The organism is Halalkalicoccus sp. CG83 (genome assembly GCF_037081715.1).
In the GTDB taxonomy this organism is placed as follows: domain Archaea; phylum Halobacteriota; class Halobacteria; order Halobacteriales; family Halalkalicoccaceae; genus Halalkalicoccus; species Halalkalicoccus ordinarius.
In genome coordinates this window covers 246,506-258,542 of sequence record NZ_JAZDDH010000001.1, presented here as the reverse complement: position 1 = coordinate 258,542, position 12,037 = coordinate 246,506, and the positions used below count along the sequence as shown (strand labels likewise).

The window sequence follows — 12,037 nt, the reverse complement described above, 5'->3', positions numbered from 1 at the left end:
GAGGAGACGGTCACCGATTCGATGCAACTAAGAGCCGTTCTCCGCGGTTCTCGGACGGATCGCGTTCGCGTGCCGGATCGTCCGAGCGACGATCGCTCGGAGGAGCCATCGCCTCGAGCGTCTCGATGCCATCGTCCACGGTCCGGACGCGATCGCCGTCCGCGTGTGGGTAGACCGCCTCCAAACGATCGCCCTCGTAGACGGCGAGGGTGACCAGCGGAACGACCGTCACTTCCCGGGTCTCGTCGTCGATCATCGATCTAGACTCGCGGTAGGCGAACGCCGGTGCGAGCGTGTAGCCGTGGCTCTCCGCCCAGCGTTCGAAGTCGGAGACGGTCTCGGTCGACGCAGCGCACTCGTGGTCAGTCATGGAGTCGGCGACGGCGTGGCTCCCCCAGACGTCGACGTCGATCGTCGTTAGCGTACCGACGTCGGCGATTCGATGCAGCCGGGCGAGCGTTCGACGTTGCACGTCCGTGATACCGTGCCGGGGGAACGACCGCAGTTTGAGAGTTGCACGCAGCTGAGAGGTGGTCATGTGTTCTCGCAGCCCGTACGCTACAATCATTATTAATGATTTTGTTCCCGGCCGGACAGATCCGCCTACCGATCGGGCTGGCGGTCGGAGGATCGGAACGGCCACACGCTGGCCGGCTTACGAACCGGGGTGTCGACGGAAGGTCCCGTGTGCCGGCGAGGGTGTGGTCTCCGCTCACTGGGCGGCGGACTCGACGTGTTCGAGCGCCGCCTCGGGCGAGTCGACCGCCGCCATGCCCTCGACGTCGTGAGAGCCGATGCCGGCGACGGGCCGACCGAAGTCGAGCGCGTGTGCGATCTCCGAGAGGGTTCCGTAGGCGCCGTCGATCGCGATCGCCGCGTCGCCGTTGAGCACCACGAGCACGTTCCGGGCGTTACCCATGCTCGTGACGATCGGCACGTCGACGTGGGGGTTGGCGTCGGCCGCGCTGTCGCCCGGTAGGATGCCGATCGTCCGCCCGCCGGTCTCCTTCGCACCCCGACAGGCCGCCTCCATGACGCCGCCGCAGCCTCCGCAGACGAGCGTGTGGTCGTGCGCGCCCAGGAGCCGGCCGACCCGGTGGGCGAGGTCGGTGTCGTCCTCGCCGATCCGCCCGCCGCCGATCACGCTGATGCGCATGACGGGGGGTTCGCGCGCCGGGCCAAAACGTTCCCGACACGCATTTGGAGCCGACGCGCCCAGATCGACCATGGAGATCACGAAGCGCCCGCGCCGGCTTCGGTCGGACGGGGTTCGGCCGCTGGTCAGCGAGACCTCGCTCTCGCCCTCTGACCTGATCGCACCCGTCTTCGTCGACGCCACCGTGGAGGAACGCGTCCCCATCGAGTCGATGCCGGGCCACGAGCGCGTGCCCGTCGAGGGGATCGGCGAACGCGTCCGCGAGGTAACGGAGACCGGCGTCGAGGCGGTGATGCTGTTCGGGATCCCCGAGGAGAAGGACGAACGGGGTAGCCGGGCGTGGGCCGACGACGGCGTGGTCCAGCGCGCGCTCCGGCGGATCGACGAGGAGACCGACGCCTACGCCATCGCCGACCTCTGTTTCTGCGAGTACACCTCCCACGGCCACTGCGGGATCGTCGAGGAGGACGCGGCCGAGGACCCCCGTCAGACCGTGGACAACGACGCGACCCTCGAACTGATCGAGCGCACGGCGCTCTCGCAGGCCGAGGCGGGTGCGGACATGATCGCGCCCAGCGGCATGATGGACGGCATGGTCGGCGTGATTCGCGACGCGCTGGATCGCGCGGACTTCACGGAGGTGCCGATCATGAGCTACGCGGTGAAGTACGAGTCGGCGTTCTACGGCCCCTTCAGGGACGCTGCCGACGGCGCTCCCGCGTTCGGGGATCGGCGCCACTACCAGATGGACCCCGCCAACCGGCGGGAAGCCATCAGGGAGGCGAAACTCGACGTCGAACAGGGCGCCGACACCCTGATGGTCAAACCCGCACTTCCCTATCTGGACGTCGTGCGTGACGTCCGCGAACACACCGACCTTCCGGTCGCCGCGTACAACGTCAGCGGCGAGTACGCGATGCTGCACGCCGCGAGCGAGAAGGGATGGCTCGACCTCAAGGCGGTCGCCGGCGAGTCGCTGCTCTCGATCAAGCGCGCGGGCGCGGACCTGATCCTGACGTACTTCGCGGAAAGCGTCGCGAAGCGGCTTTCCGCGGGCCGTCAGATGTGATCTGACGACTTCACCGGAAGCGCCGTCATGGCGCTTCCGGTTGACCATCGGACCATGTCCGATGACTTCGCGGAACGCGTCGCGAACGAACTCTCGACGGGCCGCTGAGCGTAATTCGCGGCTTCGGGGACGTTCGCGCGGACTATCCTCCGGCGCGCTCGTGCGTCGTCGCGTTCGATCCGCCGTCGAGCGTCCGGTCGACGCTCGTACACCCAGCCGGCGATATTTCGTCCGATTTCCGGACGAAGAACGACCTTATATTGCTATTATCCCATTGAGTATCTGACGTTCGTCTACAGCACCCGTTGAAAATTTTGTATCATAAAGACAACAGCTATATACTTCCATTCCCATCCTTTCAATCGTGATTTGGAATACATCCATGCACGAAATCGTCCTGATGAACGACGAACGTCCATCTGAGGTGGAGGAATGCAGGTAGCGCCGCTTCAGGTAGATCCGACGGTGCTCGCGGAGGGCGTGAACATGATGTGGGTTCTCGTGGTGACGTTCCTGATCTTCTTCATGCACGCCGGCTTCGCGATGCTCGAGGCGGGGCAGGTGCGCTCGAAGAACGTGGCGAACCAGCTGACGAAGAACCTGCTGACGTGGGCGGTCGGCGTCGTGACGTTCTTCTTCGTCGGCGCGGCGCTGAGCACGGCCGTCGGCGCGGTCACCGGCGGCGGCTCCTACTCGCTCGCGGGAGCCTACGCCGGCACGATCGGCGGCGATTCCACGGCGTGGGTCGACTGGCTGTTCGGCGCCGTCTTCGCGATGACGGCGGCGACGATCGTCTCGGGCGCGGTAGCGGGCCGCGCGAAGCTGCGCGCGTACGTCACCTACACGATCGCGCTCGCGGCCGTGATCTACCCCGTCGTGACGGGCCTGACGTGGGCCGGCGGCTTCCTCGATACGCTCGGCTTCCACGACTTCGCGGGCGGCATGATCGTCCACGCCGTCGGCGGGATCGCCGGCCTCACCGCCGCCTGGATCCTGGGTCCGCGGATGGACCGCTACAACGCCGACGGCTCGATCAACGTCATCCCCGGTCACTCGATGACGTTCGCGGTGCTCGGAACCCTCGTGCTCGCGTTCGGCTGGTACGGCTTCAACGTCGGCACCGCCGCGACCGTCTTCGTCGCCGAGGGCGGCGAACTCGCACTGGGCGACTTCGCCTACGTCGGCCGGGTCGCGCTCGCGACCACCCTCGGAATGGCGCTCGGCGCGATCGGCGCAAGCGTCGTCTCGCTCGCGCTCACGCGGAAGGTCGACACGCTCTACGTCGCGAACGGCCTTCTGGCGGGACTGGTCGCCGTGACCGGCATCGCCGACGTCATCACGTGGTGGGGTGCGGTATTGGTCGCGTTCGTCGCCGGCGCACAGCTCCCGCTCGTGTTCCGGTTCGTCGAGCGCAACCTGAAGATCGACGACGTCTGTGCGGTGTTCCCCGTCCACGGGAGCGCGGGCGTCATCGGCGCGCTGGCGATCCCGTTCGTCGCCGTCCCCGGCGAGGGCCCGACGCTGTTCGCGCAGGTCGTGGGCGTCGTCGTGATCGCCGCCTGGACCATCGGTGCGACCGGCGCGGTCTGGGGCGCGTTCAGGGTGGTCGGCCAGGCCAGAGTCACTCCCGATCACGAGCGCGACGGCCTCGACGTCAGCGAGCACGGCGTCGACACCTACCCCGAGTTCGGCGGACCCGACGTCGCCACCGACGGCGGGATCGTCCGCACCGACGGCGGTGGCTCGAGTGAGATCAAGATGGTCACCGCGGTCATCCGGCCCGACCGCCTGGGCGCGGTCAAGCAGGCGCTCGCCGAAGTGGGCGCGCCCTCGCTGACGGTGACGAACGTCTCCGGCCGCGGCTCCCAGCCCGCGAAGAAGGGCCAGTGGCGCGGCGAGGAGTACACCGTCGACCTCCACCAGAAGGTGAAGGTCGAGTGTGTTATCGCCGACGTTCCCGCCGACGAGGTCGCGGACGCGATCCGCGAGGCCGCCAACACCGGCGAGCCGGGCGACGGGAAGGTCTTCATCATGCCCGTCGAGGACGCCCTGCAGGTCCGTACCGGCAAGCGCGGCGTCGAAGCCGTCTGAGTCGGAGAACCGTTCTCGATTTCCAGACGACGAGATGGCCCTGTTGAAACCCCTCAATCGGTGATGAGTTTCGGCAGCCGTGCTGAATAGAGAACGAACGTCGGTCACTGGCGGTTGTTCCCTCCACCTTGATCGGATTTAAATAGAGTCTCCTACCGTACCAGGGGGAAACGGACGTCCTGATGGCGTCCCTGCGGTAAATTCGGCCGTGGTATTCGGATCGCTGACGATGGTTTCGTGGGGAATCTGGATCGTCGTGGGGAACGCTGCCTCGAAATCCATCGACTCGAGGACGGCTGTCGCGATATATGCCACAGGACTCCACGTCTGGCTGTACATCTCGAATCCAGCCGGACTATTCCACGTCGGTCATCCCATCATGGAACAGCTAGTCAATCAGTGAACCAGGTTTATGACAGGAGTTGTATTTGTTTCGGTTGGTGTGTTATCTCGTTCCTCTGTACCACCGATTCGATCCGTCCTGATGGAGAAGCAACAGTGCTGACTATGCGCCCTCCGTTCGGCACGAGGGCTGAAACCCATCACCGTGTGAGGGTTCAATACGGCTTGAATTTTCCACCACGATCGTTCCCGTTCTTTCGTCACCAAGCCGCTTCAGGTCCGGACACGATCTCCTTCCAGTGGTACCGTGAGATCCCCGGGTGTGAGCAGTGTCGCTTCGGACCGGCAGGTTTCGAACGCGTCCATCACCCAGTCGACCACCGTTTCGTCGTCGGTTTCTATCATCCCGATCGAGACGTTTTCCTCATCCCGTACGATGAGACAGACCTCTCCGTCGTGGAACATCACAGGATACGAGATATCACCGTCGTAGACGTAGATGTTCGTGCGATCGGCCGCGACGATGGCCTCGAACTTGCTGGCGGAGTCCGACGCCACGGCGGCCTCGATAACGGTTGGTGCAAACACCGCCTCAAACGTCTGCGTGCCGTTCACGATCGCTTCGTACCGTCCGTCGATGCACGGTTCGGGAAAGAAGTCAGTAAGACTCCGTGCTTCCGTGGAGTCGAGTTCGAGTTCCCTGATACGAGAGACCATGGCGAACGAGTTGGCGGGTGTCGCCCGAGTGACGAGCGCGTCGGTCAGTTGGTCGACGTCGATACCGATCTCCTCGATCGGCACGTGCGGAAGGAGTTCGTCTAACTTACGCGCAAGTCTCATATCGTGACGGTGCTTCGCGAACGACCCGGCGACGAACGTCCCCAGTGCCGTCAGCGAGTAGTGAGTGCCGTCCCGTACGAGCCAACCACGTTCCTCGAACGCCTGCACGATTCGACCGATGGTGGCCGAGGAGGCGCCGGTCACGTCCTGGAGCTCCGCTCTAGAGCGTGGCTCGGCGGCGAGCGAACTCATCGTCACTGCCCGGTGCTGTGAGTCCGCGAGGAACCGGATGTCGTCGAGTGACCCTGTCATGATACGTGTTAGCACCCGATTAGCATATCTGTTCGTGTTCCGCATGGAAGGACCGAGGTCATCCATGGCCCCCTGTCCACGACAGCGGACACACACGGCGGCTTGCAGGCGTCAGAGAGACGTGCTCACTAGGTGAAATTCCCGCAACCGTTGTGGTATTTACGTCAAGAATCATCATATGGACACGCATCGATCTAATAGAGTGGGTATGGGGCACAGAAACCATCTGCACGTCTGCCAGCACTGTGGCATCGTCCACGCGACCTCGTCCTCGACGGGTCCGAAGAAGTGTGCCGTCTGCGACGCGTTCACGTTCAGCGAGTACGAACCGAACGAGCTCCTCCATGAGAGGAGTGACCTCGAACGCCGATCGAGCGGTGGGGACAATGGGCGGGTGAAGCAAGTCTCGTCGCCCGTCATTCGGCCATGACGGCTACATCTGTCAAGGAGAACGAGCGTATCGCCACCGACTGGTTCGATCAGGTATGGAACAACGGTGAGTTCGACTCTGACGCACTCGCCGATGACTATCACGTCATCACCAACATGGGCTCACACGACGAACTCACCGCCAGGGAGTATCAGGAAACGGTTGCACATTTTCACGATGCGTTTCCCGACCTCCACAAGGAGATAAACGAAGCCATCGCCACGGACGACGAGGTCGTGATCCAGTATACGCTTACTGGCACACACGAGGGTGATCTGATGGAAATACCGCCAACGGGGATCGCTGTGGAAATAGAAGCCGTGGACATCGTCGATGTTGAGGACGACGGGATCGCGAGAGAGTTGTTCGTCGCGGATTTCCTCCGACTGATGCGCCAACTCGAGGTCGTTGAGTAGTTCGTCCGTGTAGCTTGGGTGAGGGAGTTCCCCTTTTCGATCGTTCGATCCGTCGTTTGGTGCCGATTCGATGGTGCCAGCTGGACGAACGGACGGGATCTGACCGAGATGGCCCAGTCCGAACGGGCTGGTTCGAGTACAGTCGGTTCCTCGGCCAGAACACCACCGCTACCCAGTCGCTGTCGAGACGATGAGGAGTTCGCACGAACGTGGATTCCCCTCGGTCAATGAATACCGCCTCTCTATCCAGCACGCCGTTCATATCAATCGTTGTGGGTTTCGACGGAGCCACCGAAATCGACGACGTATCGGTCGTTCGTTAACCGTTCTCGGTTCTTCAGGATGAGCAACCGTTAAGTCCTCGCGGAGTTCCATTGTTCCCATGACGATACAACGGCGCGAGCTCCTGGCGATGATGGGAGGAGGAGCGGCCGCCGGGCTGGCGGGCTGTACGGGACTGCTCTCGAGCGTCGGGGGGAACGGGGACGGGAGCGATAACGGGTCGGGCGGCAGCATCGCCGGCGAGGAGCTGGTGCTGACGACGACGACGAGCACCTACGATACCGGCCTGCTCGACGAGGTCAACGCCGCCTTCGAGGAGCGTTTCGGCACGCCCGTGCAGGCGATATCGCAGGGGACGGGCGAGGCGCTCGAGACCGCACGCAACGGCGACTCGGACGTCGTGATGGTCCACGCGCGCAGCCAGGAGGACGAGTTCATGCAGGAGGGGTACGGGATCAACCGGCGGGACCTGATGTTCAACGACTTCGTGATCGTCGGGCCGGAGGAGGATCCAGCAGGCATTGAGGACAGCGCCGACGCGCTCGCGGCGTTTCGGGCGATCGCCGAGCGCGAGTCGCTGTTCGTCTCGCGAGGCGATAACTCGGGGACGCACACCGCGGAGCGACGGATCTGGGAGGCCGCCGGCGTCGAACCCGGCGGCGAGTGGTACCTCGAGACCGGCCAGGGGATGGGCGATACGCTCAACCAGGCGAGCCAGCAGGGCGCCTACACCCTCGCGGACCGCGGGACGTTCATCTCCCAGCGCGAGGAGATCGAGCTCGTGATCCTCGTCCAGGGGCCGGTCGAGGGCGGCCCCAAGATCCTCGCGAACCCCTACGGGGTACTCGCGGTCAACCCCGCGGTCCACGAGAACGTCAACTACCAGCTCGCGATGTCCTACATCGGCTTCCTGACGAGCCCGGACGGCCAGCAGGTGATCGAGAACTACGAGCTCGACGGCGAACAGCTGTTCTTTCCCCAGGCGCTCTCGAAGGACCCGAACTTCGGGCAGTACGTCCCCGAGGGGTGGCAGTCCGACGACGGACAGGCGAACGGGACGAACGGAGCGTGATGGGTCTCGAGGCGGTACCCGTCGTCGAATTGCCCTTCGAGAGCAACTACATCACCAGCATCGTCCGCGTCTCGCTGTACGTGAGCCTCACTGCCGTCGCGCTCTCGACGCTGTTCAGCCTCCCCGTTGCGATGTTCGTCGGATTCAAACGGTTCCCGGGAAAGGAGCTGGTGACGGCGGTCATCAACACCGGGATGGGCTTTCCGAGCGTCGTCGTCGGGCTCGTGGTGCTCTTTGCGGTGTCGAACCAGGGACCGCTCGGCTCTCTCGACCTCGTGTTCACGCCGAAGGCGATGATCATGTCACAGTTCGTTCTCGCGACGCCGGTGATCACGGGGGTGAGCATCGCGGCGGTCACGGGCGTCGAGGAGAACGTCCGCGACGCCGCCTACGCGATGGGCGGCACCCGGCTGGACGTCGCGCTCGTGGTGATCAAGGAGGCGAAGTTCGGGATCGCCACCGCCGTGCTCGCGGGCTTCGGCCGGGCGATCAGCGAGGTGGGGTCGGTCCTGATCGTCGGGGGGAACATCGCCTACGCCGACGGCACCGCCTATACCCGGAACCTCACGACGGCGATCCAGCTCGAGGCCCGCCAGGGGCGCTTCGAGACCGCGATGTTTCTGGGGGCGATCCTCGTCGCGATCGTCCTCGCGGTCAACTGGCTGGTCGGCCGACTCGGCGGAGGTGGACGGCGATGACGCCGATCCTCGCCGCCGAGGGGATCGGTCATGACTACGACGAACGAGTGTTCGAGGGGACGTCGCTCTCCGTCGAGCGCGGCGAGGTCGTCGGAATCATCGGCCCCTCGGGGGTGGGGAAGTCCACCCTGCTTCGCCTGCTCGCGCTGTTCGAACGACCCGACGACGGGACGGTCCGCTACCAGGGAACCGACGTCTGGGCGGCCCCCGAGAGCCGACGGCTCGCGATGCGCCGGAACGTCGGCATGGTGTTCCAGGAGGCGAGCCTGTTCGACGCCTCGGCCCGACGAAACGCCGAGTACGGACTTCGAGTCCGCCAGTCGTGGTCCGATCGGCTCAGACGAAGCGCCGCCGCGCTCGTCGGCCGTGAGAACGGAACGGCGGAGGCGGCCATGGAGGCGTTGGGGGTGGTCGGTCTCGAGGAGGAGGCCGAGCGGAACGCCCGCTCGCTCTCGGGGGGCGAGGCCCAGCGGGTCGCCTTCGCCCGGGCGCTGGCGTACGATCCCGACGTGCTGTTGCTCGACGAGCCCACGTCGGATCTCGACCCCCGAAACACCGCCGTCCTCGAGAAGGCGATCGGCGAGGCCCGCGACCGTGGGATCGGCGTCGCGCTCGCCACCCACGACATGCACCAGGCGAGGCGGATCGCCGATCGGGTGGCGGTGTTGCTCGGAGACGGGATCATCGAGGTCGGCCCGACCGAACGGGTGTTCGGGCACCCGCGCGACGAGCGCGCGCGGAAGTTCGTCGAGGGCGAGTTGATCTACTGACCGAGAGCCGCCGAGGCGTCGCTCCGGCCACGGGGAGGATCGGTATTATATGCCATCGTAGATAACGGGGGTGGCGTGATCCGTTCGCAATGACCGACACACGCCGTTCGCGCGAGGAGAGACGGAGAGGAGAGGAGAGGACGAACGAGACCTCACGGCGGGCGTTTCTCGCGGCCGGGGCGGCGTCGGCGGCGGGGCTGGGCCTCGGGCCGGGACCGATCGGCGCCGCGGGTGTCGAGACGGACGAGGACGTCGAGGCGCTGCTCGAGGAGATGACGCTCGAGGAGAAGGTGAGTCGGACGCACGGCGCCGAGAACGCCCCGGAGGGGATCGCCGGCTATCTCCGGGGAGTCGAGCGACTCGACGTTCCGGGGATGGGGATGGCCGACGGACCACCTGGCGCGTCGCTCGGCGAGCCGACGACCGACTTCCCCCATCCCGTCGCATCGGCCGCGACGTTCGACCCCGATCTGATCTCGGAGCAGGGGGCGGCGATCGCTCGCGAGGCCAAGGACGGGGGAGTCTCGGTTCATCTCGCGCCGTCGATGGACATGTTCCGAGTCCCGCTTCACAGCCGCGCCGGCGAGTCCTACGGCGAGGACCCTCACCTGGCGGCAGCGATGGCCGCTGCCTATACCGGCGCCGTCCAGTCGGAGGGGGTGATCGCGACGCTGAAACACTTCGTCGCGTACAACCAGACGCGGGGAACCGGCGATGTCAAGGACTACTTCTCGATCTCGGAACACGACGTCCGCGTCGGCGAGCGGGCGCTGCGGGAGATCTACTACCCGCCGTTCAGGGCCGCAGTCACACAGGGGGATGCCGGCGCGGTCATGCCCGCCTACAACCGCCTCAACGGGACGTTCTGCAGCGAGAACCGCGAGCTGCTGCGGGACGTCCTGAAGGGCGAGTGGGGCTTCGACGGGTTCGTCGTCTCCGACTGGGGCGGGACTCACAGCACCGTCGACGCCGCGGAGAACGGGCTGGACGTCGAGATGCCCTCCGCGGAGTTCTTCGGCGACGCTCTGCGGGAGGCGGTCGAGGACGGCGAGGTCGACGAATCGATCGTCGACGAGATGGTACGTCGCGGGCTTCGCTCCCAGGAGGAGATCGGCGCGCTCTCGGGCGAGCGAACGGGACGCGACCCGGTACGAGGGACGGACGAGCACTTCGAGCTCGCACGGACGATCGCGGAGGAGGGAACGGTCCTCCTGAGGAACGACGGAACGCTCCCGCTCGACGACCGGCTCGACGAGGTCGCGCTGATCGGCCGGGAGCCCGAGACGTTCGAGAACAGCGTCGGCGGGAGCGACGACGTGACCGCCATCAGGGACGTCGGCCCCGTCGAGGGGATCGAGAACGTCGCCGACGTCACGGTCACGACCGCCTCACCGGACGAGTCGGTGCCGCTGGCGGCCGACGAGGGCTTCACCTACGAGCACTACGAGAGCGGGGACCGATCCGGATCGCCGATCGGGACCGGCGAAGTCGCCGAGATCGCGTTCGACGGCGAGGCCGGCTCGGCGGAGTGGGAGGGGACGGTCACGCCCGAGGAGACGGGATCGTTCGAGTTCGTTCTGACGAGCCAGGGAGAGAGCACGCTGTTCGTCGACGGCGAGGCGGTCGTGGACAACCTGGGCGGCGGGTTCGCCGGGCCCAACACCGAGCGGGTCGCGACGGAACTGGAGGCGGGTCGGGAGTACACGATCCGCGTCGAGGCCGACGGCGGCGCGCCCGTCTCCGTCGAGTGGACCCGCCCGAGCGCGATCGAGGCCGTCGCCGAGGTCGCCGCGGAGGCCGACGTTGCCGTCGTCCTCGCGAAGACCGACACGACCTACGGCGACGATCGTAAGCAGTTCGATCTCTCGGGCAACCAGAACGCCGTGATCGACGCCGTCACGGAAGCCACCGACGACGTCGTCGTCCTTCTGAACACGGAGTCGCCGGTCGCGATGCCGTGGGCCGAGTCGGTATCGGCGATCATGCAGCTCTGGTTCCCCGGCCAGGAGGGCGGACGCGCGGTCGCGGACCTCCTCTTCGGTCACGCGAATCCCTCGGGGCGGACTCCGGTGACGTTCGCCGAGTCCCTCGAGGACTACCTCCCGGGCGGGGTCGCGACGCTGCCCGAGGAGGCGGAGGCCTATCCGGGGGTCGACGGCGCGGTCCACTACGACGAGGGCGTGTTCGTCGGCTATCGAGGCTTCGACGCGCGCGACGTCGAGCCGCTGTTCCCCTTCGGGCACGGTGAGTCCTACACCGACTTCGAGTACTCGAACCTGCGGGTCAACCCCGATCGCGTCCCGCGAAACGGGCAGGTCAACGCCGTAGTCCACGTCGAGAACACCGGAGATCGGGCCGGCAAGGAGGTCGTTCAGGTCTACGTCCGCGACCGTGAGGCACGCGTCGAGCGTCCGCCTAAGGAGCTCAAGGCGTTCGAGAAGGTGTCCCTCGAGCCCGACGAGCGGTGTGCCGTCGCGTTCCACATCGACGTCGACGATCTGGGATTCTACGACGAGGAAGCCGACGACTGGGCGACGGAGTCGGGCACGTTCGAGCTACTGGTCGGGCACTCCTCGCGCGACGTGCGGACCTCGAAGCGCTTCGAGGTCCGCTGAGGCG

At 65.9% G+C, this 12,037-nt stretch carries 10 protein-coding genes and 1 pseudogene; 8 read left to right on the top strand and 3 right to left on the bottom strand.

Annotated features, from left to right (window positions below; translation table 11 throughout):
• Positions 1–10: 10 nt before the first annotated feature.
• Both V0Z78_RS01230 and V0Z78_RS01225 read right to left on the bottom strand, forming a co-directional pair.
• Entirely contained in the window at positions 11–538 is a 528-nt protein-coding gene (locus tag V0Z78_RS01230) for an HTH domain-containing protein (RefSeq protein ID WP_336342797.1), read from the bottom strand.
• Between the two features lie 174 nt (positions 539–712).
• Positions 713–1,156, bottom strand: coding sequence for a TIGR00725 family protein (locus V0Z78_RS01225; protein ID WP_336342796.1), 444 nt, complete (start codon positions 1,154–1,156; stop codon positions 713–715).
• Positions 1,157–1,226: 70 nt separating this feature from the next.
• Here V0Z78_RS01225 and hemB point away from each other — a divergent pair, with 70 nt between their 5' ends.
• From hemB to V0Z78_RS18940, 3 genes and pseudogenes are all read left to right on the top strand, one after another.
• Positions 1,227–2,225 carry a porphobilinogen synthase gene (hemB, locus tag V0Z78_RS01220; RefSeq protein ID WP_336342795.1) on the top strand — a complete coding sequence of 333 codons (999 nt, stop codon included), beginning with the start codon at positions 1,227–1,229 and terminating at the stop codon, positions 2,223–2,225.
• A gap of 432 nt (positions 2,226–2,657) precedes the next feature.
• On the top strand, positions 2,658–4,316 hold the full coding sequence (locus V0Z78_RS01215; RefSeq protein ID WP_336342794.1) for an ammonium transporter: 1,659 nt from the start codon (positions 2,658–2,660) through the stop codon (positions 4,314–4,316).
• A gap of 229 nt (positions 4,317–4,545) precedes the next feature.
• A pseudogene (locus tag V0Z78_RS18940) lies at positions 4,546–4,623 on the top strand (EamA family transporter); the annotation flags it as partial.
• A 308-nt stretch (positions 4,624–4,931) separates the two neighbouring features.
• Here the strand turns inward: V0Z78_RS18940 and V0Z78_RS01210 are convergent.
• Positions 4,932–5,816 (bottom strand): helix-turn-helix transcriptional regulator, encoded by an 885-nt coding sequence (locus tag V0Z78_RS01210; protein ID WP_336342793.1) that lies wholly within the window; start codon positions 5,814–5,816, stop codon positions 4,932–4,934.
• A 360-nt stretch (positions 5,817–6,176) separates the two neighbouring features.
• Here V0Z78_RS01210 and V0Z78_RS01205 point away from each other — a divergent pair, with 360 nt between their 5' ends.
• The 5 genes from V0Z78_RS01205 (at position 6,177) to V0Z78_RS01185 (ending at position 12,033) form a co-directional block, all read left to right on the top strand.
• A complete protein-coding gene (locus tag V0Z78_RS01205) occupies positions 6,177–6,596 on the top strand; it encodes an ester cyclase (RefSeq protein ID WP_336342792.1) in 420 nt (139 codons plus the stop codon).
• Positions 6,597–6,978: 382 nt separating this feature from the next.
• Entirely contained in the window at positions 6,979–7,950 is a 972-nt protein-coding gene (locus V0Z78_RS01200; protein ID WP_336342791.1) for a substrate-binding domain-containing protein, read from the top strand.
• Entirely contained in the window at positions 7,950–8,648 is a 699-nt protein-coding gene (locus V0Z78_RS01195) for an ABC transporter permease (protein ID WP_336342790.1), read from the top strand. Before V0Z78_RS01200 ends, V0Z78_RS01195 begins: the two co-directional genes overlap by 1 nt.
• Positions 8,645–9,418: an amino acid ABC transporter ATP-binding protein gene (locus V0Z78_RS01190; protein ID WP_336342789.1), complete on the top strand. Its 774-nt coding sequence runs from the start codon at positions 8,645–8,647 to the stop codon at positions 9,416–9,418. Before V0Z78_RS01195 ends, V0Z78_RS01190 begins: the two co-directional genes overlap by 4 nt.
• Positions 9,419–9,507: 89 nt before the next feature.
• On the top strand, positions 9,508–12,033 hold the full coding sequence (locus V0Z78_RS01185) for a glycoside hydrolase family 3 C-terminal domain-containing protein (protein WP_336342788.1): 2,526 nt from the start codon (positions 9,508–9,510) through the stop codon (positions 12,031–12,033).
• The last annotated feature ends 4 nt before the right edge of the window (positions 12,034–12,037 follow it).